Below are 21,958 nucleotides of genomic sequence, written 5' to 3' on the forward strand. Positions count from 1 at the left end.
CGCAGCACCCGCTCCATGAGTCCCCGTTTCCGTGGTGCCGGGCCCGCTCGGTGCGGGGGTGTGGGGGCCGTTCGCGGTGCCGGGGGGCTGGTGTGGGTCCGTCGGCGTCCGCGGGTGCGTCGTGGCTGGTCGCGCAGTTCCCCGCGCCCCTTGGCGGTCGGCCAGGGCGACCTGTCAGAGCCCGCGGCGCAGCACCCGCTCCATGAGTCCCCGTTTCCGTGGTGCCGGGCCCGCTCGGTGCAGCCACCAGTCCCGCAGCTCGCGCCGCGCGCCCGCGTTGCCCGGTCGCCCCAGCTTCAGCAGGTGGCCGGCGAAGTCCAGCGCGTCCAGCCGGTAGCCCCCACGCATCGGCCGCTGCCGGGCGTACTCCAGGAACGCCTCCCGGTACCCGGCCCCGAGGATCACCGGCAGCTCGGGCGCCACCTTCGCCACGACCCCCGCCCGCTTCGCCGCGAGCGCCCGCGCCTGCACCCCCATCCGCACCCGGTCGAACCCCTCGGGCACCGGCGTCCCCGCCACCAGGGACGACAGCACGGCGGCCTGCGCGACCCCGACCCGCTCACGCACGCCCGCCACCGGCCGCGCCAGGACACCGACACCACCGGTCGGCGTACCCCCGGGGGCCGGTGTCCGCGCCGTACCCGCCACCGCGCCCTCCGTCGCGCGCCCGAGCGTCACCGCTTCCCGGATCGCCTCCAACTCCCGCTCCAGCTCGGCCGGTTCGGGGAAGTTCTCGTCCCGCTCCAGGAGCACCCCCGGCGGCGCGACCCGGGCGGCGAGGCCGGTCAGGATGTCGAGGACCGGACGCGGCACGGGATGAGCGTGGCTGTCGTGCCAGACGCCGTCGCGCTCGAAGCCGCCCGCGACATGGACGTAGGCGATCGCCTCAAGGGGCAGCGCGGCCAGCGCCTCGGCGGGGTCCTCGCCCCGGTTGACGTGGTTGGTGTGCAGGTTGGCCACGTCGATCAGCAGCCGTACGCCGGTCCGCTCGACCAGCTCGGACAGGAACTGGCCCTCGGTCAGCTCCTCGCCCGGCCAGGAGAACAGCGCGGCGATGTTCTCCAGGGCCAGCGGAACCGGCAGCGCGTCCTGCGCGATGCGGACGTTCTCGCACAGCACGTCCAGCGCGTCCCGGGTGCGCGGCACGGGCAGCAGATGGCCGGCCTCCAGGCGCGGGGACGCGGTGAGCGCCCCGCCCGCCCGGACGAAGGCGATGTGCTCGGTGACCAGCGGCGAGCCGAGCGCCTCCGCCCGCTCGGCGAGGGCCGTCAGCCGCCCCTCGTCGGGCCGGTCCGCGCCGCCGAGACCGAGGGAGACGCCGTGCGGGACCACCGTCACCCCGCGCTCCCGCAGCCGCAGCAGCGACTCAGGCAGGTGCCCGGGGCAGACGTTCTCCGCCACGACCTCCACCCAGTCGATGCCGGGCATGCGCTCCACGGCGTCCGCGATCTCCGGCCGCCACCCGATCCCGGTCCCCAGTCGCCGCATGGTGTCCCCCTCCTCGGCCCGTGCTGCTGCGTCGAGTGACGGGGATATGGCCCTGGCGACCGCTGCTGAACCCCCCTTCTGTCGCGTTCAGAGCAACATTTGAGGTTGCGGGACGGCGAGGCGCTCCCCGGTCAGCGCAACGCCGGATGTTCCGCCACCACCGTGCACGAGCCCGGGGCGATCTCCGTGAAACCGGCGTCGCGGACGACGGGCAGGCCGCTGGTGGTCAGACGGGGCCAGTCGGCCGGGGTGGCCGTGCGGACGGAGAGGGGGAAGCCGGCCTCGCGCCAGGCGGCGCGGGCGGTGTCCGGCAGGGCCCACCAGGCCAGTTGGGCGCCGTGTCCGGCCTGGGCCATCGCCTTGCCGGCCGACATCTCCAGGTCCGGGTTCAGCCAGAGCACCGGCCGGTCGGCCGGGTCGGCGGGAGGCGGCGGTCCGGGGTCGTCCAGCTCGGTGCCCGACACCTGGAGCTTCGCCAGGTCCTTCGGCCAGCCGTCCAGCGGGATCGGTGGGAAGACCCGGACCTCCGCGGAGGCGCCGTTCACCGTGATCCCGGGCAGCGCCTCGGCGCGCCGCCACTCGGCGCCCCGGGCCCGGCGGACCACCTTCCGGATCCGGGCGTCCTCCCAGCCGCGCACCGCCTCGGCCCACTCGCCGTCGCCGTGCGCCCGCTCGTCGCCGAGCAGGGTCAGGACGGCCCGGGCGGCGGTCTCCAGCGCGTCGGTACGGGCCGGCGGGGCGCCCCGCTCGATCCGCACCACGAGCGGCAGGACGAACTGGGGCGCCTCGTCACGCGGATCATGTGCGGGCTGGACGGGGCTGTCGGCGGCGGGGGCGGGAACGTGGCTCACGGGAGCCCAGCCTACGAAGCCCCGGGCGGACCGATCAACGCGAGGGCCGGACGAGGGGCCCGCACGGGAAATTCCGGGCTTGCCGGTGAACCGGCCGGCTGGCCTCAGCCCTCTTGACCGGTTGAGGGGATCGGAGGGGGAGTGCCATGAGTCAGTACTTCGACATCGGTGACGAGACGCTGTGGAATCCGTCCAACGGGGCCGCCCGGCTCATTCTGCGGCAGGTCGAGGTCTTCGAGGCCGAGCTGGGGCTGCCGTCCGGCATCGGGCCGATGCGCAACGACGAGTGCCAGATCGATCCGGACGCCTTCGGGATCTTCGTGCACGCCCTGCTCACCCGGCACCGGCGGACCGGCCACAGCATCATCCTGGCCCTCTCCGAAGGCTTCGTCGGCACCGTCGTCGCCCTCACCCAGCGGGCCGGGACCGGCATCGACCGGGGCCGGCTCGAAGCCTTCCCGGGCGGTCCGCTGTCCGACGTGCAGGTCTCGGCCACCGGGGTGTCCGCGGCGCCGCGGGCCGGAGGACCCTGGGCCGCGGCGGTACGTGCCAGGGCGGCCGAACTGAGCCGGGGCACGGCCCGTTGAGCACGGCCGGCGCCGTGAGCGCCGTACCGGAACGGCCACCCGGAACTGCCACCCCCACCGGATCCCCCCAACAGAATGAACCCCATGCACCGTGATCTGCGCCTGATCCGCGTGGGCCGTCGCCACGGCATCCGCGGCCCCTGGGTGCTGCGAGGCGTCGACCTCGTCATCGCCCCCGGCACCCTCACCCGGATCGAAGGGGCGAACGGCAGCGGCAAGTCCACCCTGCTCCGGCTGCTCGCCCGGCTCGACGCGCCCAGCGAGGGGCGGATCAGCGGCCGTCCGCGCACGGCGTACGTGCCGGAGCGGTTCCCGTCCGCCCTGCCCTTCACGGCCGCCGGCTATCTGACCCACCTCGGCACCGTCCACGGCCTCGGCCGGGAGGCCGCCGCACGCGCCGCGGACACCTGGCTGGAGCGGTTCGGGGCGAGCGCGTACGCCGGTACGCCGATGGCGCGGCTGTCCAAGGGCAGCAGCCAGAAGGTCGCCGTCGCGCAGGCCCTGCTGGCCGACCCGGAGCTGCTGGTGCTGGACGAGGCCTGGACCGGCCTCGACGCGGTGGCGCGGGCCGAGCTGGAGCGGGCGGTGGCCGAGCGGACGGCCGCCGGGGGTGCCGTGGTCTTCGTGGACCATGACCCGCGCCGCCTCGCCGGGGCGCCGGACGCGGCGTACGCGGTGATCGACGGGGGCCTGGAACGCCGTACCGGCCCCCCGAGTGCGCCGGCCGCCGGACCGGTCACGGTCGTCACCGTACGGGGGGCGCCGGGCGGGCGGCTGCCGCCGGACGCGGTACGGATCGCCGTGTCCGCCGTGGAGACCGCCCCCGGCAGCCACCGGCTCGCCGTCCCCGCGTCCCACTCCGACATCCTGCTGCGCACCCTGCTCACGGCCCGCCCGCCCTGGCACGTGGTCCGCGTCGACCCACCGTTCCCCGACCCGCTGTCCGCCGACTCCGGAAGCCGCCCATGACCGCGCTCCTGCGCTACCAGGCCGACCTGCTGCTGCGTTCCCAGCGCTGGCTGCCCCCGGTGATCCTGTACGTCGCGTTCCTGGGCGTCGGCGTGCAGAGCGGCCAGCCGGTGCTGGACTCGCTCGGCTACACGGCCGCCGGTCTGCTGCCGGTGGCCGCCTGGCTGGTACGGATCTGTGTCACCGCGGAGCCGCCCGCGGCCCGGGCCTGCGTCGCCGCCGCCCGCGGCCCCGCCCGCGCACACCTCGCCTGCCTGCTCACCGCGCTGTTCGTGGCCGTGCTGCTCGGGGTGGCGGCCACCGTGGTGGTGACGCTGATCAGCGACCCGGCGAGCAACGACCACCAGGTCCATGTGCCCCGGCTCCGGGCCGCCGCCGCGGGACTGCCGGCCGCCCTCGCCTGCGCCCTGCTCGGTACGGCCGTCGGCGCGCTCACCAGCCGGCCGGTGCTGCGTTCCAGGGGGCGTGCGGTACCGGCGATGCTGCTGGGTGCGCTGCTGGCGGTGGTGTCGGCCGGTTCCCCGGCGCAGGCGGCGGTCGGTGGACTGGTCACCGGCTCGCAGACCGGCCGGGCACCGGTGCCGCTGCTGCCGCTGGCGGGCGCGGCCGTGCTCACGGCCGCCGCCTTCGCCGCGACCGGCCGGCTCGTCAGGCGTCGCTCACCCTGAGCAGGCGGTGCGCTGTGCCTCCTGCCACTCGCAGACGGGGCACAGCGTGATGCCCTTGTACGACTCCGGGTACTCCGTCGGCTCCCGGCACAGCACGCACTCCGCGTACGGCGGACCGTCGGCCTTGGCCGGCTTCACCGTCTCGACGATCGTGCAGTAGTCCTCGTCGCTCATGCCTTCAGCGTAGGACGTCAGCGGCCGTTGCCCGCCTGGCCGATCAGCTCGGAGACCTTCACGAAGCGGTAGCCGCGCTCGCGCAGCTCCGGTACGACCGTGCGGACGACCCGCTCGGTCGTCGGGGCGGCGCTGCGGGTGCAGTGCATGACGACCACCGAGCCCGGCTTCACCCCGTCGAGCACCTGCTTGACCACCGCGTCGGCGTCCGTGGCGAACGCGTCCCCGCTGATCACGTCCCACTGCACCGCGGTCACCCCGAGCCCGCTCAGCGCGCGCAGCGCCCGCTGGTCGTAACAGCCGCCGGGGAAGCGGAAGTACGGCATCGCGTGGGGCACGCCGGCCGCGCGGAGGGAGGCGTACGCCCGCTGGACCTCCGCCCGCATGGCGCCGGCGTCGGCGTCGACGGTCGGCAGGCCGTAGCAGTCGGCGGTGAACGCGTAGTGGCTCCAGGAGTGGTTGGCCACCTCGAACTGCGGGTCGTGGCCCAGGGCGCGGGCCTCGGCCGGGTACTGGTCGGCCCAGCGGCCGGTCATGAAGACGGTCGCCGGCACTTTCAGCGTGCGCAGGGCGTTGATCAGCCCCGGGTTGTCGAAGTGTTCGCCGGAGGCCGCGCGGGGCCCCTGGTCGGCGGTCATGTCGGCGTCGAAGGTGAGCGCGACGGTCTTGCCCCGGGTGCGCGGGCCGTGCTCGAAGACCGGGGTCAGCCCGCCGGGGCCCGGCGCGAGCACGGGCGGCTCGGTGGGGGACGGGGAGGCGGGGGTGGCGGCGGGGTGCCCGTCGCCCGCGGTGCCGCAGGCGGTGAGCGCCGCGCCCAGGACACAGACGGCGGTGATACAGCGGACTCGTGGGATCACGGTCCGAACATAAAGCTGACTGTCCGATTATGTGATTAATCCGACCCGCGACACGGCGGTACGGTCACCCGTACGGCGGCGGTTCCCCGCGTTCCGTCACTCCAGCGCGCGTCGCTCCAGCGGTTCGACCGCCGGGCCCTGGATCACCGTGCCGTCCACGGCGAAGCGCGAGCCGTGGCAGGGGCACTCCCAGGCGCGCTCGGCGCGGTTGAACGAGACCAGGCAGCCGAGGTGGGTGCAGCGGGCCGACACGGCGTGCAGCGCGCCCTCCTCGTCGCGGTGGACCGCCAGCCGTTCGCCGCCGGACCGGACCAGCGCGCCGTCGCCCGGTTCCAGGTCGTCCAACGGGACCGGCGGTTTCAGCCGGTCGCCGACGAAGTGCCGGGCCACCTCGGCCTGGGTCTTCAGCAGCGACGGCGCCTCGCGCACCACCGACTTCAGCCGGCGCGGGTCGTACAGCTCCCGCCAGGCGAGGTCCCGGCCGGTGATCAGCGCGCCCAGCAGCAGCCCGGCCATGATGCCGCTGCTCAGGCCCCAGCCGCCGAAGCCGGTGGCGACATACGCGTGCCGGGCGCCGGGGTGCAGGGGGCCGACCAGCGGGACGGTGTCGGTGGACTCGTTGTCCTGCGTGGCCCAGGCGTGGTCCAGCTTCACTCCGGGGAAGTGCACCTCGGCCCAGCCGGCGAGCCGTTCGAAGCCCGCCTGCGGGTCGCCGGTGCCGGGCGTGAAGTGCTCACCGGTGACGACCAGCAGCCGCTGCCCGTCCGGGCCGTACGGCGCCGTGCGCACCGAGCGGGTGTTCTCGTCCGGCGTGATGTACATGCCGTGGGGGTCCGGCCCGTCACCCAGCGGCCCGGCGACGACCAGTTCCCGGCGCGGGGAGAGCCGGGTGAACAGCAGGGCGCGGTCGAACACCGGGTAGTGCGTGGCGATGACGACGTCCCGGGCCGTCACCGTGGCGCCGGCCTCCGTCGTCAGCCGGCACGGCTCGCCCTCCGTCATACCGGTGACCCGCGTCCGCTCGTACACCTCGCCGCCGCGCGCGAGCAGATCGGCGGTGACGGCCCGCAGGTACTTGACCGGATGGAACTGCGCCTGCCCGGTCACCCGGACCGCGCCCGCCACCGGGAACGGCAGCCCGGTCTCCGTGGTGAACACGGCCGGCAGCCCCGCCTCCCGGGCGGCGTCCGCCTCCGCGCGCACCTCGTCCACCCGTGACCGGTCCCGGACGTAGGTGTAGGCGTCCCTGGTCTCCCACTCGCAGTCCACGCCCAGCTCGGCCGCCAGCGCCGCCGCGTGCTCGATCGCCTCCGACTGCGAACGGGCGTACAGCCGCGCCCCCTTTGTCCCCCGGGTGCGCCGGAGCCGGTCGTAGACCAGCGTGTGCTGGGCGGTCAGCTTGGCGGTGGTGTAGCCGGTGACGCCGGCCGCGACCCGCCCCGCCTCCAGCACCGCCACCCGCCGCCCGGCCCGGGCCAGTTCATAGGCGGTGCTCAGCCCGGCGATGCCCGCGCCGACGACGGCGACGTCCACGTCGAGATCCCCGTCCAGGGCGGGACGGGACGGCCCCGGGGCGGTCCGCAGCCAGTACGAATCGGTGACCTTCCGCTGCTCGTGCATGCCCGCCGGGTACCCCGACCGCCCCGGCTCACGTCTGGCTCCACCGCCGACCCGCCCGCGCGGGAATGCCGGCCGGGCCGGCTTCCGTGCGCCCCGCAACCCCACCCCTGCTCACGTCGGCCTCCGCCCCGCCCGTCCGGCTCACGTGTGCCTGCGCCGGAATCCCGCCCCGGCTTCCGTCCGCCTGCCCCGAAGTGCCCCGTCTGACATCCGCCCCCGCCGGAGCCCGGCTGAGATCCGCCCGCCGGTACGGCCGCCCGCTCACGTCTGCTTCAGCAGGCGCTCCCGGCACTCCGCCACGTCGAAGTCCGCGTCCGGGTACCGCGGGTCCAGGTCCCGCAGCCGCTCCAGCAGAAGCCGGCTGATGGCCCAGTTGCGGTACCACTTGCGGTCCGCCGGGACCAGGTACCAGGGCGCGTGCGGCGCCGCGCAGCGCTCAAGGGCCAGCTCGTACGCCTGCTGGTAGTCGGGCCACAGGGCGCGTTCGTCGATGTCGCCGGGGGTGAACTTCCAGTGCTTGTCGGGGCGGTCCAGGCGGCGCAGCAGACGGCGCCGCTGCTCGTCGTAGGAGAGGTGCAGGAAGCACTTGACGAGGGTGACGCCGTCCTCGGCGAGGGTGCGCTCGAAGTCGTTGATCAGGCCGTAGCGGCTGCCGATCTCGGCCGGCCGGGCGAGATGCCGGACCCGCGCGATGAGCACGTCCTCGTAGTGCGAGCGGTCGAAGATGCCGATCTCGCCAGGCTCGGGCAGCGCCCGCCGCACCCGCCACAGGAAGTCGTGCCGCCGCTCCTCCTCGGTGGGTGCCTTGAACGCCGTGATCCGGCACCCCGACGGGTTGAGCTGGCCGATCACGTGCTTGACCGTGCCGCCCTTGCCACTGGTGTCCATGCCCTGGAGGACCAGCAGCACCCGGCGGTGGTCACCCGCGGTGGCCGCCGCCCACAGCCGCTCCTGGAGCCGGGCCAGCTGCTTGCCCATGCGGTCCGCTTCCGCCCGCGCCGCCTGCTTGCCGTCCGGAGCCCCGGGAGTGGCCCGGGCGTCGTACCGGGACAGGTCGATCCGCTCGCCCGGTGGCAGCCGCAGCAGGTCCTGGAGCTTCCTGGCCGGCTTGTTCCGCACGCGCGCTCCTTCCGTCCGGGTCGGGGGTGCCCGGGTGCTCGTCAGCCGGGATGCGGGCCGCCGTCGGTGTGTGCCGCGGGCTCCCGGTCCTGCACCTCCTTCCCCGGCTTCCCCGGCGACTCCGGCGTCTCCGGCAGCGAGAGCTGTGAGGGCTGTGAGGGCTGTGAGGTCTGCGGGGGCTGCGCGCCCCGCTCCAGGAAGTGCAGCAGTTCCACCGGGATGGGCAGGACCAGCGTCGAGTTCTTCTCGGCCGCCACCGCCATCACCGTCTGCAACAGCCGCAGCTGGAGCGCGGCCGGCGTCCCCGACATCTGCTGGGCGGCCTCGGCGAGCTTCTTGGATGCCTGCAGTTCCGCGTCGGCGTTGATGATCCGGGCCCGGCGCTCGCGGTCCGCCTCGGCCTGGCGGGCCATCGACCGCTTCATCGTGTCCGGAAGGGACACGTCCTTGATCTCGACCCGGTCGACCTGGATGCCCCAGCCCACCGCCGGACTGTCGATCATCAGCTCCAGGCCCTGGTTGAGCTTCTCGCGGTTGGAGAGCAGGTCGTCCAGATCACTCTTGCCGATGATCGACCGGAGGGACGTCTGGGCCATCTGCGACACCGCGAACTTGTAGTCCTCGACCTTGATCAGGGCGCTGGTGGCGTCGACCACGCGGAAGTAGACCACCGCGTCCACGCGGACCGTGACGTTGTCGCGGGTGATGCCCTCCTGGGCCGGGATCGGCAGGGTCACGATCTGCATGTTGACCTTCTGCAACCGGTCCACGAAGGGGAGGATCAGGGTCAGGCCCGGCGGCCGTACGTCCCCCGCCACCCGGCCGAGCCGGAACAGCACACCGCGCTCGTACTGCTTGACCACCCGCGCCGCCATCGCCAGGTACACCACACCGGCGGAGCCCGCCGCCGCCAGGGTCACCAGAAGGTCCTCGACCATGGTGACCTCCTCATCCAGAGGCCGGTTTGTCTGCTGTTGCCACGATAGGCCCGTGGGGCCGGGATGCCGAGAGGTCTCGGCGCCCCGGCCCCACGGGCGGGCCGTCAGGCGGCCGTGAGCAGTTTCACTGGCTCCGTGCCCGCCGCGCTGTGCCGCGCGGCCCAGTTCTCCAGGGCCGTACGGCAGGCGTGGTCCAGGTGGTGCAGCCCGGACAGGTCGAGCCGGACCGGGCGGTCCTGGGGCAGCGACTCCAGGCTGTCGAGGATCTTCGGCAGCCGCAGGAAGGTCGCGTTCCCGGACAGGTGCGCCTCGATCGGTCCCGCGCCCTTGTCCACGATCTCCAGCTTGACGTGCGAGGCCTCCCAGGCGGTCTTCACCACCGCCAGCGCGAGGCCGATGAGCACGCCCTCGAACATGCTGACCGCGACGATGGAGACGGCCGTGGCCGCGAGGACCAGCGCCTCCCCGCGGTGCTCGCGCCACAGCACGGTCAGCGACCGCACCGGGACCAGCTTGGCGCCCGCGTGGATCAGGATGCCCGCGAGGGCCGGGACCGGGATGTAGGCCAGCACGCCGGGCAGCAGCGCCGCGAACAGCAGCAGCCAGACGCCGTGCAGCACCCGGGAGGCCTTCGTACGGGCACCGGCCTGCACATTGGCCGCGCTGCGCACGATCACCGCGGTCATCGGCAGCGCGCCGAGCACCCCGCACACCATGTTGCCGGCGCCCTGGGCGACGAGCTCCTTGTTGTACTGGGTGCGCGGACCGGAGTGCAGCCGGTCCACGGCCGCCGCGCTGAACAGCGACTCCGCGGAGGCGATCAGGGTGAAGGCGACGACCGTGCCCAGCAGCCCCACGCCGGCCAGCTCGCCGAAGGCGCTCAGCGGCGGGGGCTGGACCGAGCCGAGCAGGCCCTGTACCTCGACCGTGGCCACCGGCAGGTCCAGCGCGAACGCGGCCAGCGTGGCGAGCCCGACCGCGGCGAGCGGGCCGGGCACCGCCCGCACCTTCGCCGGGGTGTGCTTCCACAGCAGCAGCACCGCGATCGTGCCCGCGGCCACCGCGAGCGAGGCGAGGGCGCCGGTGTCGCCGAGGGCGTCCAGGAACGCGCCGGGCACCCCGGCGATCTTGCCCAGGCCGGAGTCCGGGGCCTTCGCCGCCAGCGCCGGATACAGCTGCCCGGCGATGATCACCAGGCCGATTCCGGCCAGCATGCCCTCGACGACGGAGACGGAGATGGCGCGGAAGTAACGGCCCAGCCGCAGCAGGCCCATGGCCACCTGGAGCGCTCCGGCCACGAGCACGATCACGCCGAGCACCGGCAGCCCGAACTCCTTGACCGCCTCGAAGACGAGCACGGTCATACCGGCCGCCGGTCCCGACACCTGAAGGCTGCTGCCGCGCATCAGCCCGGTGACGATGCCGCCCACGATGCCGGTGACCAGGCCGAGTTCGGCCGGGACCCCGGAGGCGACGGCCACGCCCACGCACAGCGGCAGCGCGACCAGGAAGACCACCAGGGAGGCGGCGAAGTCCTGCCTGAGGTGGGGGAAACGGGATATGAGGGTGCGGTTGTCGGTCATCGGCGCGCTCACAGGGCCTCGAAGGTGTCGGTCTGCGGGCGGTGCGTCCGTACGGCACCGGTGTGCACCTCGTAGTACCAGGCGTGCAGGGTCAGCTGATCCTCCTTCAGCTTGCGCTCGACGCAGGGGTACGAGCGCAGGCGCAGCAACTGGGTCAGTACGTGGCTCTGCACGCCCTCGGCGACCTCCGGGTCCTCGGCCGCGCCGGCCGGGCGCGGGGTGGCGGACGCCAGCCAGTCACGCACGGCCGGTACGGCGGTCAGGTCGTCACCGCGCACCAGCGCGCCGACGGCGCCGCAGTGCGAGTGGCCGCAGACCACGATGTCGCGGACGCCGAGCACCTCCACGGCGTACTCGATGGTGGCCGCCTCGCTGGTGGGGTGCTCGGAGGCGTGGGGCGGGACGATGTTGCCCGCGGTGCGCAGCTCGAACAGCTCGCCGGGGCGGGCGCCCGTGATCAGGGCCGGGACGACCCGGGAGTCGGAGCAGGTGATGAACAGCACCTGCGGGGACTGGCCTTCGGCGAGTCTGGCGAACTCCTCAGGGCGCTGTCCGAAGGTGCGGGCGTTGTCGATGAGGGGCTGCATGTGTGTGGGTTCCTCCTGGCGCGCCTGCCCGGCGCGTCGGACTTGAACGACGGTTGTGGGGGGAGAGAGCTGCCCGTCCGTCAGCAGCGGAAGACCTGGAGCGCTGCCGGCGCGTGGGCTCTGGAGGCTCTCGGGGTGGGGTGGTGCGGCCCGCCGGAGGGCTCCGACGGGCCCGTCTCGGCCGTCCGGCCGGATATGAGGGTGCGCTCCTGCGCGCAGCCGGAGGCCGGGCCGCGCTGCCGGTCGCGCACGTGCGGGATGCCCGCGGGGTCGCCCGGGCAGCCGGGGGCGCGGACCTTGTCCGCCGCCCCTTCGCGTACCGGCAGTGCGGAGGAGGTGGTTCCGGTCTCGGCCTTGGCCAGCACCTGACCGAACGTGTGCGCGGGTGCGAAGGATTCCGCGGGAGTGAAGAGCGGGAAGGCGAGCAGTGTCGCGCCGAGGAGGGTGAGCAGCGTCCGTACGGTCGCACCTCGGAACATGAGCCCCCCTCCGCCGTGTTCGCTTTTCTTGTCCAGACCAAGGATTGGTCAATGGATGGTCAAGAAACACGTTAACCCTGCAAAGTCCTTTGCAGGGTTAACTGCGCGTTAAGCGCGCAAGAGAGCGTGAAAAGTGCGGGTGGCGTGGCGTGAACCCGCCCTTGACCCGCAGGGCTTGATCGACTATTGGGCGGGCGGCGTGACGGCTAGGCGCCGACCAGTCCCTTCGCGTCCCGGGCCAGCGCGGTGAGCCGGGATATCGCGCGGAAGTACTTCTTGCGGTAGCCGCCGTTCAGCATCTCCTCGCTGAACAGCCGGTCGAACGGCAGCCCCGAGGCCAGCACCGGGACCTCGCGGTCGTAGAGCCGGTCCGCGAGCACCACCAGGCGCAGCGCCGTCGACTGGTCCGGCACCGGCTTCACACCGGTCAGGCACACCGCCCGCACCCCGTCGGTGAGCGCGCCGTACCGGCTCGGGTGCACCTTCGCCAGGTGCTCCAGCAGATGCGCGAAGTCGTCCAGCGAGGCGCCCTCGGTGGCGAACGCCGTCTTCATGACCTCCTCGTCAGAGAAGGGTGCCGGGGCCTCGGGCAGGCCGCGGTGCCGGTAGTCCTCGCCGTCGATGCGCAGGGTGCGGAAGTGGGCCGACAGGCCCTGGATCTCGCGCAGGAAGTCGGCGGCGGCGAACCGCCCCTCGCCGAGCTTGCCGGGCAGCGTGTTGGAGGTGGCGGCGAGCGCCACACCCGCCTCGACCAGCTTGCCGAGCAGCGTCGACACCAGGACAGTGTCACCGGGGTCGTCCAGCTCGAACTCGTCGATGCACAGCAGCCTGTGCTCCGAGAGCGTCCGCACGGTCTGCTGGAAGCCGAGCGCGCCGACCAGGTTGGTCAGCTCCACGAAGGTGCCGAACGCCTTGCGGGACGGCTCGGCGGGGGTGGCGTGCCACAGGGAGGCGAGCAGGTGGGTCTTGCCGACGCCGTAACCGCCGTCCAGGTACACCCCGCGCGGGCCGGCCGGGGTCTTGGGCGCCTTGGCCCTGCCGAAGCCGAAGAGGCCGCGCTTGCCGGCGCCGGAGGCGTGCGCCCCGCCGAGCCCGGCCGCGAAGCCCTCCAGGACCCGGACGGCCTCGGTCTGGCTGGGCTGGTTCGGGTCCGGGATGTACGTGGCGAAGCGGACCGAGTCGAAGCGCGGCGGCGGCACCATCTCGGCGACCAGCCGCTCCGCGGGCACGTGCGGCTCACGGGCGCACAGGGACAGGGGGCCGGCTTCCGGCAGCGGGCTGGAACCGGGGGCGGCGGTGGAGGACGACACAGTTCTCCATGCTAAGCGCCGTGTCACACTGCACGGCATGCGACGCCTGTTCCCTGTGACCGAAGAAACAGCAGCCCAGGCCCCCGCGGGGGGTGCTCGGACCCCCGGGCGCGGTCCGGCGGGGGAGGTGAGCCCGGCAGGTCAGGGCGGTGCCGCCGGCGAGGTCGGTGGTACCGCGGGGGCCGGTGCGCCGGGCGGTGCGGCGGGTGGTGCCGCGGGTGCCGGCGCACCGGGTGGCGGGGTCCGCCCGCCCGTCGGGGGGCCCGTCGGGGCCGCCGCGGTCGTGGACCGGGAGTGGAGCCTCGCCGAGCTGGCCGCCGCGTACGCCTACCCGGACCCCGCGCCGGGCGCCCCGCGGCCGTGGCTGCGGGCCAACATGGTCTCCTCGCTCGACGGCGCCGCCCAGCACGAGGGCCGCTCGCAGCCCATCTCCAGCGCCACCGACATGCGGATCTTCGGCACGCTGCGGGCGCTCGCGGACGTCGTCGTGGTCGGCGCGGAAACGGTACGGCAGGAGGGGTACCGGCCCGCCCGTGTGCGGGACGAGTTCGCCGGGGCCCGCGCGGCCGCCGGACAGACCGCGGTCCCGGCGATCGCGATCGTCACCGCGAGCCTGGAGCTGGACTTCACGCTGCCGCTGTTCACCTCGCCCCTGGTGCCCACGCTGATCCTCACCGGCGCCGCGGCCGCCCCCGACCGGATCGCCGCCGCCGAGCGGGCCGGAGCCCAGGTGGTGATCGCCGGCGAGGGCATGGGCGTCGAGCCCGCTCGCGCGGTCCAGGCCCTGGCCGGCCTCGGCCACACCCGGCTGCTCACCGAGGGCGGGCCCCGGCTGCTCGGCCAGCTCATCGCCGCGGAGGTGCTGGACGAGCTGTGCCTGACGGTCTCGCCGACGCTCACCGCGGGGAACGCGCAGCGGATCGCCGGGGGGCCGTCGGTGGCCGTCCCGCACCGGTTCGAACTCGTGTCCCTGCTGGAGCAGGACGGATTTCTGTTCGGTCGTTACTGTCGGTCCTGACGCCACCGTTGGTGCTGATGTCACCGTCAGTCCCGATATCGGCGGAATCGACCGTTCCGATTAGCTTCCGGCAGACGGACTCGGTCCGGCAGTACCCGTGCGATCACGGGGAAGGATGGTTTCCGCACGGGCCCTGCCGGGCCCTCGGAGGAGAGAGGCGCCTGGTGTTCACAAGCGTTCTGATGATCGAGAAGGCCCTGACGTCCGCCGACGTGGAGTTCGTCACCACCTTGCACGGGGACGAGCCCGTCTCCTTCCACGTCCTGCTCCAGCCGCGCGGCGAGCAGGCGGACCGGCTGCTGCGGGCCATCGACGACATCGCGCTCGGCGAACTCGACGAGGCGGTGCGCGAAGGCGAGACGCCGGAGGGGCAGGAGGCCCGGAGCGTGGGGCAACAGGCCCTCGACGTGTCGCTCCAGGCCCTGCGCTCCGCGGGGAGCCCGGCGGAGGGGCGGCTGGTCGAGGACCACCCGTTGGACGCGCTGAAGTCGCTGGTGGCCGAGGTGGGCGCCGACGAGGTGATCGTGCTGACGGACCCGCACTACGTGGAGGAGTTCTTCCACCGGGACTGGGCCTCCCGGGCCCGGCACAAGGTGGGGGTGCCGGTGCTGAAGCTGTTCTCGCACAGCAAGGCGTAGCCGCTCCGCCGGACCGGCGTGGCCGCGACGCCGGGCCGGCCGGTGAGCGCCGTCAGGGTCGCGGTGCGTTCGCGGGGCGCGGGTGCGTGCGAGGCGGCCGGTGCCCGAGCGCATAGGCTAGGCCTGCTCTAGCCCGTACCGTCTCTGGGGAGAAACGCATGGCACCCGGCCTTCCTGACGCCATGGACCGACCGCACTTCATCGGCATCGGCGGCGCCGGGATGTCGGGGATCGCCAAGATCCTGGCCCAGCGCGGGGCCGAGGTCGCCGGCAGTGACGCCAAGGAGTCGGCGACCGCCGAGGCGCTGCGGGCGCTGGGCGCGACCGTGCACATCGGGCACGCCGCCGAGCACCTCGCCGACGACGCCAGCTGCGTCGTCGTGTCGTCGGCCATCCGGAAGGACAACCCCGAGCTGGCCCGCGCCGCCGAGCTGGGCATCCCGGTGGTGCACCGCTCCGACGCGCTGGCCGCGCTGATGGAGGGGCTGCGGCCGATCGCCGTGGCGGGCACGCACGGCAAGACCACCACCACCTCCATGCTGGCGGTCTCGCTCACCGAGCTGGGCCTGAAGCCGTCGTACGCCATCGGCGGCGACCTGGACGCGCCCGGCTCCAACGCGCTGCACGGCGACGGCGACATCTTCGTCGCCGAGGCCGACGAGTCGGACCGCAGCTTCCACAAGTACGCGCCCGAGGTCGCCATCGTCCTCAACGTCGAGCTGGACCACCACGCCAACTACGCCTCGATCGACGAGATCTACGAGTCCTTCGAGACGTTCGTGGACCGGATCACCGAGGGCGGCACGCTGGTCGTCTCCGCCGACCACGAGGGCGCCCGCGAGCTGACCCGGCGCGTGCGGGGCCGGGACGTGCGGATCGTGACCTACGGCGAGGCGGCCGACGCCGACGTCCGCGTCCTGGCGGTCGTCCCGCAGGGGCTGAAGAGCCGGGTCACCGTGGTGCTGGACGGGCAGGAGCTGACCTTCGAGGTGTCCGTGCCGGGCCGCCACTACGCCCTGAACGCGGTCGCCGCCCTCGCCGCCGGTGCCGCCCTCGGCGTCCCGGCCGCCGAGCTGGCGCCCGCGCTCGCCGCCTACACCGGCGTCAAGCGGCGCCTCCAGCTCAAGGGCGAGGCGGCCGGCGTCCAGGTGATCGACTCCTACGCCCACCACCCGACCGAGATGACCGCCGACCTGGAGGCCATGCGCGCCGCCGCCGGTGACGCCCGCATCCTCGTCGTCTTCCAGCCGCACCTCTTCTCCCGCACCCAGGAACTGGGCAAGGAGATGGGGCAGGCGCTGGCCCTCGCCGACGCCTCGCTGGTCCTCGACATCTACCCGGCCCGCGAGGACCCGATCCCCGGCGTCACCAGCGAGCTGATCATCGAGGCCGCGCGCGCGGCCGGCGCCGACGTCACGGCCGTGTCCGACAAGGCGGAGATCCCCGCGGTGGTCGCGGGAATGGCGAAGCCCGGTGATCTCGTTCTCACCATGGGCGCGGGAGACGTGACAGACCTGGGCCCGCTGATCCTGGACCGCCTGTCGCAGTAAAGGGGCTGAGAACTGATGTCGTACGACGTCGAGAAGCCGGACGAGCAGTGGCGCGCGGAGCTGACCCCCGCCGAGTACGCGGTACTGCGCCAGGCCGCCACCGAGCCGGCCTTCACCGGTGAGTACACGGACACCAAGACCAAGGGCGTCTACTCCTGTCGGGCCTGTGGCGCCGAGTTGTTCACCTCCGACACCAAGTTCGAGTCGCACTGCGGCTGGCCGTCCTTCTACGACCCGAAGGACACCGACGCCGTCGAGCTGATCGAGGACCGCTCGCACGGGATGGTCCGCACCGAGGTGCGGTGCGCCCGCTGCGGCTCCCACCTCGGGCACGTCTTCGAGGGTGAGGGGTACCCCACCCCCACCGACCAGCGGTACTGCATCAACTCCATCTCCCTGCGGCTGGAGCCCCAGCAGGGCTGACGTCCCTCCGCCGGGGCGGCCGGGGCTGGTGCCCTGGTCGCCCCGGTTTGAGATTCTGTGAGGGTGTTGGGTGTGGCGCGGTGGATCCGTTCCCGTCGCAGGCCCCTGCCCGTCGAGCGAGCCCGCCGCCGGGACGGCAGCGGCCCCGGCGAGGCCGAGCAGCCCGCGCGGCCCGGTGCGCGGCCGGCCGACCTGCGGGAGACCCTGGCCGGGATCGGTACGACCCTCGACGCGGCCACCACCCGCACCGAGCTGACCCGGGCCGCCGTGCGGCTGGCCGGGGGAGCCGCCGCTGTGATGGGCCGCACTGGGGACACCGTCTCCGAGTACGCCGCGGTCACCGGGGACGCCGGGCTGCTGCCCGACGTCCGGTGGGCCGCCGCGGCGGCCCGCGAGGCGCACGTCCCGGCCGCCGGGGCGGCGCCGGAACCCTGGCTGGAGTACGCGGGTACCACCCGGGGCGCCGGTCTGTGCGTCCCACTGACCAGCGGGGACGAGGTGTACGGCGTCCTGGTGTGGGCGCGGCCCGGGGGAGCGCTGCGGCGCGCCGAGGCCGAACTGCTCGCCCTGCTCGCCGAGCGCGCCGCCTCCCACCTGCGGCACGCCCGCGTCCACGAGCAGGTCAGCCGTACCGCCGGTGACCTCCAGCGCGCCCTGCTCGCCGAGCCCGGCCGGCCGCACCCCAACCTGGACGTCGCCATCCGCTATCTGCCGGTGGGCCCGAGCACCCTGGTCGGCGGCGACTGGTGCGAGACCGTCCGGCTGCACTTCGGCCGGACCCTGCTGGTCGTCGGCGACGTCATGGGGCACGGCCTGGAATCCGCCGTCGACATGAGCGCCTACCGCTCCTCCCTGCGCTACATCGCCTCCGCCGACCTCCCCCCGCACCGGGTGCTGCGGCAGATGGACGACATCGCCTCCAAGGAGGCCGAACGCAGGCCCGCGACCTGTCTGCTCGCCCGAGTCGATCCCGGCCGGGGGCAGGTCACGCTCGCCAGCGCCGGTCATCTGCCGCCCGCGCTGATCGACCAGGACGGCGCGACCGGTCTGCTGCCCGTGCCGGTCGGGCCGCCGCTGGGCACCGGGCTCGGCGGGTACGAGTCGGCCACGCACCGGCTTGCGCCCGGCCAGACGCTCGTGGCGTTCACCGACGGGCTCGTGGAACACCGCGGCGAGGACATCGACCGCTCCCTGGCCCGGCTGGCCGCCCTGCGCTTCACCGCCACAGACCCCCTCGACGCGGTCCTGGACACCATCCTCAGCCGCCTGGACGTCCGCCACGCCGAAGACGACGTCGCGATCCTGGCGGCGCGCCCGCATACGCGCCAGGGGGGTCCGGCGGGGACGGGGGCGGGGGTGCGGGGGTGACGGGGCCGCCCGAAGGGGTCCTCGGCAGGCCGAGTCCGGCGAGGTGTTCCATGACCCCCGCCGTGCCGCCCCGACCGGGCCCTGATGCAGGCGGCGAGCACGGACAACCGGCCATGCGCCGGCGCCGGTTGCCCATCACCGCCGACAAGTGGCCGGCACGTGGGCCATGGTGCCGCCAAAGCGCCGAAACACTGGCGGTCTAGACTCTCCCCGCATCAGCCCAGGATCGGTCGCCCGAAGGGTACGCGGCGTTTTGATACGGATAGATTCAGTCACGAAGCGGTATCCGGACGGTACGGTCGCGGTCGACCGGCTGTCGTTGGACATACCGGACCGCGCGATCACCGTCCTCGTCGGGCCCTCCGGCTGCGGCAAGACGACGACCCTGCGGATGATCAACCGGATGGTGGAGCCCAGCGAGGGCAGCATCCTCCTCGACGGCCAGGACATCCGGCAGCAGCCGGTCAACACCCTGCGCCGGTCGATGGGTTACGTCATCCAGAACGCCGGGCTGTTCCAGCACCGCACCATCCTGGACAACATCGCCACCGTGCCCCGCCTGCTCGGCTGGACCAAGCAGCGGGCCCGGGCCCGGGCCGCCGAGCTGATGGAACGGGTGGGGCTCGACACCGCGCTGGCCAAGCGGTACCCGTACCAGCTCTCCGGCGGCCAGCAGCAGCGCGTCGGCGTGGCTCGCGCCCTCGCCGCCGACCCGCCGGTGCTGCTGATGGACGAGCCGTTCTCCGCCGTCGACCCCGTCGTCCGCAAGGGACTGCAGGACGAACTCCTGCGCATCCAGGACGAGCTGGGCAAGACCATCGTCTTCGTCACGCACGACATCGACGAGGCGATCAAGCTGGGCACCAAGGTCGCCGTGCTGCGCACCGGCGGCCGGCTCGCCCAGTTCGCCCCGCCCGCCGAACTGCTCAGCGCGCCCGCCGACCCCTTCGTGGAGGACTTCCTCGGCGCCGACCGCGGCATCCGCCGGCTCTCCTTCTTCCCCTCCGCCGGACTGGAGTTGCAGACCGGGCCCGTCGTCCCGATCGACGCCGACGCCGGCAAGCTCGCCGCCCGGGCGGCCACGGCCCCCTACCTCCTCGTCACCGACCTCGACGGCAGGCCGCTCGGCTGGAGCGAACCGGACCGGCTCACCGCCGGCGCCATCGACCGGGACGGACTCCTGGACCACGGGCGGCCGTTCGTGCCCGGCACCGACTCGCTGCGCACCGCGCTCGACGGGGCGGTGCTCTCGCCGACCGGCTGGGCCGTCGCGGTGGACGGCGAGGGACGCGCGGTAGGTGTCGTCTCCCAGCAGGTCATCGGTGAGGCGATCCGCGCGGCCCACAGCCAGGTGGCGGAGCACGCCGACGCGAAGGCCGGGCGATGAGCGGCTTCTTCGACCTCCCGAGCGACCTCCAGCACAGCTACCTCGGTCTCATCGGGCTGCATCTGCGCGAGGCCCTGCTGCCGGTGCTGGCCGGACTGCTCGTCTCGCTGCCGATCGCCCAGCTGTGCGTGCGCTTCCGCTGGATCTACCCGCCCGTCCTCGGCATCACCACGGTCCTCTACGCCATCCCGTCCCTCGCCTTCTTCGTCGTCCTCATCGACTACTTCGGACAGAGCGAGACCACGGTGATGATCCCGCTCGCGCTCTACAGCCTGGTGGTGCTCGTCCCTGCGATCGTGGACGGCGTCCGCTCGGTGCCGCCGGAGACCCTGGCCGCCGCCCAGGCCATGGGCTTCGGGGCCGTACGCCGGTACTTCCAGGTGCAGTTGCCCATAGCCGTACCCGCGATCATCGCCGGGCTGCGGGTGGCCACCGTCTCCAGCATCTCCCTGGTCAGCGTCGGCATGCTCATCGGCAACCAGGGCGCCCTCGGCAACATGCTCTACGACGCCCAGACCTACCACCGGCCCGCCCTCGCCGTGAACTCCGTCCTGACCATCGCGGTGCTGGGCATCCTCGCCGACGCCGTACTGGTCCTCGTCCGCCTCCTCCTCACCCCCTGGATGCCGCGGAAGGGTGCCGCCCGGTGAACGTCCTGAACTTCGCGCACGCCTTCTTCAGCGACAGCGCCCACTGGCACGGCTACGACGGCATCCCCACCCGGTTCGCCGAGCACATCAAGTACTCCCTGGAAGCCCTGCTGATCGCCACCGCGATCGGGCTGCCCGTCGGCCTGCTCACCGGCCACACCGGGCGCGGCGGCAACGCCCTCGCGCTCATCGCCACCGCCGGCCGCGCGCTGCCCAGCTTCGGCCTGCTCGTGCTGATGTTCATCTGGATCGGCTTCGGTCTGCTGCCGGTGATGATCCCGCTGGTCGTGCTCGCCGTACCGCCGATCCTGGTCACCACCTACGAGGCGGTCCGCTCCGTCGATCCCTCCCCGGTGGACGCGGCCCGGGGCATGGGCATGCCCGAGGCGCGCGTGCTGCTCCAGGTGGAGGTGCCGGTCGCGCTGCCGCTGATCCTCAGCGGCCTGCGCACGGCGGCCATCCAGATCGTCTCCACCGCCACCATCGCCGCCTACGTCAGCCTCGGCGGCCTCGGCCGCTACATCATCGACGGCCTCTACCAGAAGAACTACGAGAAGGTCGTCGGCGGCGCCACGCTCGTCGCCGGCCTCGCCCTTGCGACGCTCGCCGTGTTCTGGGCGGCGTCCCGCATCACGGTGTCGCCGGGGGTACGCCGCAGCGCCTGACGGTCACCGCTCGGTGCGGGCCAGCGCGAGTTCGAGTACGACGAGCAGCGCGTCCCGCACCGAGCCCCGCTCCCGGGCGTCGAACACCACGACCGGCACGCCGTCGGAGACGTCCAGCGCCCAGCGGACGTCCTCCAGGGCGTGCTCCACCCGGCCGTCGAAGGCGTTCACCGCGACGGCGAACGGGATGCCCTTGTGCTCGAAGTAATCCACGGCCGCGTAGCAGTCGTCCAGCCGGCGGGTGTCGACGATGACGAGCCCGCCGACCGCCCCCTCCACGATGTCGTCCCACATGAACCCGAACCGTTCCTGCCCGGGCGTGCCGAACAGGTACAGCTTCAACGTCGGGTCGATGGTGATGCAGCCGAAGTCCATCGCGACGGTCGTCGTGGTCTTGCACGGGGTGTGCGTCAGGTCGTCCACACCGGCCGCGACCTCGGTGATCGACGCCTCGGTGGTCAGCGGCTCGATCTCCGAGATCGCGCCGACGGCCGTGGTCTTGCCCACGCCGAAACCGCCCGCGATCACCATCTTCACCGGCAGCGGCGGCCGCACCGCCGCGGGCGCGGCCGGGCCCCGGGCCAGGAGCGGTTCAGTCGGTGTCACTCGGTACCCCTCGGGAGTCGGGGATGGCCCGCAGGCCATCGATAACCCTGCGCAGGACGGACGCGTCGTGGGTGGCCTCGGCGTCCGGCACGTACACCGCCAACTGGCCCGCCTCGCGCAGGTCTTCGGCCAGGACGCGGACCACGTTGAGATGCAGCCGCAGCCGGGCCGCGAGTTCCGCGATCGACTGCGGCAGCCGGCAGGCGGCGACGATGTCGTGCTGCTCGAAGGAGAGCCGGCCGAGCGCGTCGAGACCGTCGGCGGTGGACACCACCTGGGTCTCCACGGGCAGCGCCCGGCCGGAGGCGGCGTCCGCGACCCGGCCGGCGGTGACCAGGTACGGCCGTACGGCGGGGACGGGGCCGACCGGGTCCGGGCCCGGGGGCGGAATGCCGTCCCGCATACCGTCCGCCATGGAAACCT

Annotated in this window: 24 protein-coding genes; 11 read left to right on the forward strand and 13 right to left on the reverse strand. The window is 73.5% G+C overall.

Translation table 11 applies throughout. The annotated features are described in order from the left end of the window. Positions 1-174 precede the first annotated feature (174 nt). On the reverse strand, positions 175-1,488 hold the full coding sequence (locus tag C3492_RS11125) for a DUF692 domain-containing protein (protein ID WP_103811575.1): 1,314 nt from the start codon (positions 1,486-1,488) through the stop codon (positions 175-177). 131 nt (positions 1,489-1,619) lie between these two features. Continuing rightward, on the reverse strand, positions 1,620-2,339 hold the full coding sequence (locus tag C3492_RS11130; protein ID WP_103811576.1) for a peptidyl-tRNA hydrolase: 720 nt from the start codon (positions 2,337-2,339) through the stop codon (positions 1,620-1,622). A 146-nt stretch (positions 2,340-2,485) separates the two neighbouring features. On the opposite strand from C3492_RS11130, the gene C3492_RS11135 reads away from it, so the two are divergent. The 3 genes from C3492_RS11135 (at position 2,486) to C3492_RS11145 (ending at position 4,563) form a co-directional block, all read left to right on the forward strand. Further along, a complete protein-coding gene (locus C3492_RS11135) occupies positions 2,486-2,926 on the forward strand; it encodes a DUF6086 family protein (protein ID WP_103811577.1) in 441 nt (146 codons plus the stop codon). An 84-nt stretch (positions 2,927-3,010) separates the two neighbouring features. Beyond that, a complete protein-coding gene (locus tag C3492_RS11140; RefSeq protein WP_103811578.1) occupies positions 3,011-3,895 on the forward strand; it encodes an ATP-binding cassette domain-containing protein in 885 nt (294 codons plus the stop codon). Next, a complete protein-coding gene (locus C3492_RS11145) occupies positions 3,892-4,563 on the forward strand; it encodes an ABC transporter (protein WP_103811579.1) in 672 nt (223 codons plus the stop codon). The genes C3492_RS11140 and C3492_RS11145 overlap by 4 nt, the downstream gene beginning before the upstream one ends. Here the strand turns inward: C3492_RS11145 and C3492_RS11150 are convergent. From C3492_RS11150 to zapE, 9 genes are all read right to left on the reverse strand, one after another. Further along, on the reverse strand, positions 4,555-4,737 hold the full coding sequence (locus C3492_RS11150; RefSeq protein WP_103811580.1) for a hypothetical protein: 183 nt from the start codon (positions 4,735-4,737) through the stop codon (positions 4,555-4,557). The genes C3492_RS11145 and C3492_RS11150 overlap by 9 nt on opposite strands. Before the next feature lie 17 nt (positions 4,738-4,754). After that, positions 4,755-5,594, reverse strand: a complete 840-nt coding sequence (locus C3492_RS11155) for a polysaccharide deacetylase family protein (RefSeq protein WP_103811581.1) — start codon at positions 5,592-5,594, stop codon at positions 4,755-4,757. Between the two features lie 96 nt (positions 5,595-5,690). Further along, positions 5,691-7,214 carry an FAD-dependent oxidoreductase gene (locus C3492_RS11160; protein WP_103811582.1) on the reverse strand — a complete coding sequence of 508 codons (1,524 nt, stop codon included), beginning with the start codon at positions 7,212-7,214 and terminating at the stop codon, positions 5,691-5,693. A 261-nt stretch (positions 7,215-7,475) separates the two neighbouring features. Continuing rightward, positions 7,476-8,333: a PPK2 family polyphosphate kinase gene (locus C3492_RS11165; RefSeq protein ID WP_103811583.1), complete on the reverse strand. Its 858-nt coding sequence runs from the start codon at positions 8,331-8,333 to the stop codon at positions 7,476-7,478. Between the two features lie 41 nt (positions 8,334-8,374). Beyond that, a complete protein-coding gene (locus tag C3492_RS11170; RefSeq protein WP_103811584.1) occupies positions 8,375-9,271 on the reverse strand; it encodes a slipin family protein in 897 nt (298 codons plus the stop codon). 104 nt (positions 9,272-9,375) lie between these two features. Next, on the reverse strand, positions 9,376-10,854 hold the full coding sequence (locus C3492_RS11175; RefSeq protein WP_103811585.1) for a SulP family inorganic anion transporter: 1,479 nt from the start codon (positions 10,852-10,854) through the stop codon (positions 9,376-9,378). A gap of 8 nt (positions 10,855-10,862) precedes the next feature. After that, complete coding sequence (locus C3492_RS11180) at positions 10,863-11,441, reverse strand: carbonic anhydrase (RefSeq protein WP_103811586.1); 579 nt, start codon at positions 11,439-11,441, stop codon at positions 10,863-10,865. Between the two features lie 80 nt (positions 11,442-11,521). Further along, positions 11,522-11,920 carry a hypothetical protein gene (locus C3492_RS11185; protein WP_103811587.1) on the reverse strand — a complete coding sequence of 133 codons (399 nt, stop codon included), beginning with the start codon at positions 11,918-11,920 and terminating at the stop codon, positions 11,522-11,524. A gap of 206 nt (positions 11,921-12,126) precedes the next feature. Beyond that, positions 12,127-13,230: a cell division protein ZapE gene (gene zapE / locus C3492_RS11190; RefSeq protein WP_103811588.1), complete on the reverse strand. Its 1,104-nt coding sequence runs from the start codon at positions 13,228-13,230 to the stop codon at positions 12,127-12,129. Between the two features lie 283 nt (positions 13,231-13,513). Here zapE and C3492_RS11195 point away from each other — a divergent pair, with 283 nt between their 5' ends. The 8 genes from C3492_RS11195 to C3492_RS11230 all read left to right on the forward strand — a co-directional run bounded on the left by C3492_RS11195 (position 13,514) and on the right by C3492_RS11230 (position 20,929). Continuing rightward, entirely contained in the window at positions 13,514-14,248 is a 735-nt protein-coding gene (locus C3492_RS11195; protein ID WP_103811786.1) for a pyrimidine reductase family protein, read from the forward strand. Positions 14,249-14,412: 164 nt separating this feature from the next. Further along, positions 14,413-14,886: an indole-3-glycerol phosphate synthase gene (locus C3492_RS11200; protein ID WP_181140317.1), complete on the forward strand. Its 474-nt coding sequence runs from the start codon at positions 14,413-14,415 to the stop codon at positions 14,884-14,886. 158 nt (positions 14,887-15,044) lie between these two features. Next, the gene (gene murC / locus C3492_RS11205) at positions 15,045-16,436 is read left to right on the forward strand and encodes a UDP-N-acetylmuramate--L-alanine ligase (RefSeq protein WP_103811590.1); all 1,392 of its coding nucleotides are present in this window, start codon (positions 15,045-15,047) and stop codon (positions 16,434-16,436) included. 15 nt (positions 16,437-16,451) lie between these two features. Further along, positions 16,452-16,859 (forward strand): peptide-methionine (R)-S-oxide reductase MsrB, encoded by a 408-nt coding sequence (gene msrB, locus C3492_RS11210; RefSeq protein WP_103811591.1) that lies wholly within the window; start codon positions 16,452-16,454, stop codon positions 16,857-16,859. A gap of 72 nt (positions 16,860-16,931) precedes the next feature. Then, positions 16,932-18,227 carry a PP2C family protein-serine/threonine phosphatase gene (locus C3492_RS11215; RefSeq protein WP_258055626.1) on the forward strand — a complete coding sequence of 432 codons (1,296 nt, stop codon included), beginning with the start codon at positions 16,932-16,934 and terminating at the stop codon, positions 18,225-18,227. Between the two features lie 253 nt (positions 18,228-18,480). Further along, entirely contained in the window at positions 18,481-19,614 is a 1,134-nt protein-coding gene (locus C3492_RS11220; RefSeq protein ID WP_181140318.1) for an ABC transporter ATP-binding protein, read from the forward strand. Continuing rightward, entirely contained in the window at positions 19,611-20,264 is a 654-nt protein-coding gene (locus tag C3492_RS11225; protein ID WP_103811593.1) for an ABC transporter permease, read from the forward strand. The genes C3492_RS11220 and C3492_RS11225 overlap by 4 nt, the downstream gene beginning before the upstream one ends. Further along, a complete protein-coding gene (locus tag C3492_RS11230) occupies positions 20,261-20,929 on the forward strand; it encodes an ABC transporter permease (protein WP_103811594.1) in 669 nt (222 codons plus the stop codon). Before C3492_RS11225 ends, C3492_RS11230 begins: the two co-directional genes overlap by 4 nt. Positions 20,930-20,932: 3 nt before the next feature. Here C3492_RS11230 and C3492_RS11235 read toward each other — a convergent pair whose 3' ends face one another. Together C3492_RS11235 and C3492_RS11240 are read right to left on the reverse strand one after the other, a co-directional pair. Then, positions 20,933-21,535 carry an ATP/GTP-binding protein gene (locus tag C3492_RS11235; protein ID WP_103811595.1) on the reverse strand — a complete coding sequence of 201 codons (603 nt, stop codon included), beginning with the start codon at positions 21,533-21,535 and terminating at the stop codon, positions 20,933-20,935. Then, positions 21,522-21,938 (reverse strand): DUF742 domain-containing protein, encoded by a 417-nt coding sequence (locus tag C3492_RS11240; protein WP_181140330.1) that lies wholly within the window; start codon positions 21,936-21,938, stop codon positions 21,522-21,524. The genes C3492_RS11235 and C3492_RS11240 overlap by 14 nt, the downstream gene beginning before the upstream one ends. Positions 21,939-21,958 lie beyond the last annotated feature (20 nt).

It is taken from the genome of Streptomyces sp. Ru62 (assembly GCF_002920615.1).
GTDB lineage: Bacteria > Actinomycetota > Actinomycetes > Streptomycetales > Streptomycetaceae > Streptomyces.

Excerpts from the sequence above, each read along its gene's own strand:
- C3492_RS11240 (WP_181140330.1), bottom strand. The coding sequence starts at position 21,938 with ATGCGGGACGGCATTCCGCCCCCGGGCCCGGACCCGGTCGGCCCCGTC.
- C3492_RS11140 (WP_103811578.1), top strand. The coding sequence starts at position 3,011 with ATGCACCGTGATCTGCGCCTGATCCGCGTGGGCCGTCGCCACGGCATC.
- C3492_RS11150 (WP_103811580.1), bottom strand. The coding sequence starts at position 4,737 with ATGAGCGACGAGGACTACTGCACGATCGTCGAGACGGTGAAGCCGGCC.
- C3492_RS11180 (WP_103811586.1), bottom strand. The coding sequence starts at position 11,441 with ATGCAGCCCCTCATCGACAACGCCCGCACCTTCGGACAGCGCCCTGAG.
- C3492_RS11125 (WP_103811575.1), bottom strand. The coding sequence starts at position 1,488 with ATGCGGCGACTGGGGACCGGGATCGGGTGGCGGCCGGAGATCGCGGAC.
- C3492_RS11185 (WP_103811587.1), bottom strand. The coding sequence starts at position 11,920 with ATGTTCCGAGGTGCGACCGTACGGACGCTGCTCACCCTCCTCGGCGCG.
- C3492_RS11225 (WP_103811593.1), top strand. The coding sequence starts at position 19,611 with ATGAGCGGCTTCTTCGACCTCCCGAGCGACCTCCAGCACAGCTACCTC.
- C3492_RS11170 (WP_103811584.1), bottom strand. The coding sequence starts at position 9,271 with ATGGTCGAGGACCTTCTGGTGACCCTGGCGGCGGCGGGCTCCGCCGGT.
- C3492_RS11135 (WP_103811577.1), top strand. The coding sequence starts at position 2,486 with ATGAGTCAGTACTTCGACATCGGTGACGAGACGCTGTGGAATCCGTCC.
- msrB (WP_103811591.1), top strand. The coding sequence starts at position 16,452 with ATGTCGTACGACGTCGAGAAGCCGGACGAGCAGTGGCGCGCGGAGCTG.
- C3492_RS11145 (WP_103811579.1), top strand. The coding sequence starts at position 3,892 with ATGACCGCGCTCCTGCGCTACCAGGCCGACCTGCTGCTGCGTTCCCAG.
- murC (WP_103811590.1), top strand. The coding sequence starts at position 15,045 with ATGGCACCCGGCCTTCCTGACGCCATGGACCGACCGCACTTCATCGGC.
- C3492_RS11160 (WP_103811582.1), bottom strand. The coding sequence starts at position 7,214 with ATGCACGAGCAGCGGAAGGTCACCGATTCGTACTGGCTGCGGACCGCC.
- C3492_RS11175 (WP_103811585.1), bottom strand. The coding sequence starts at position 10,854 with ATGACCGACAACCGCACCCTCATATCCCGTTTCCCCCACCTCAGGCAG.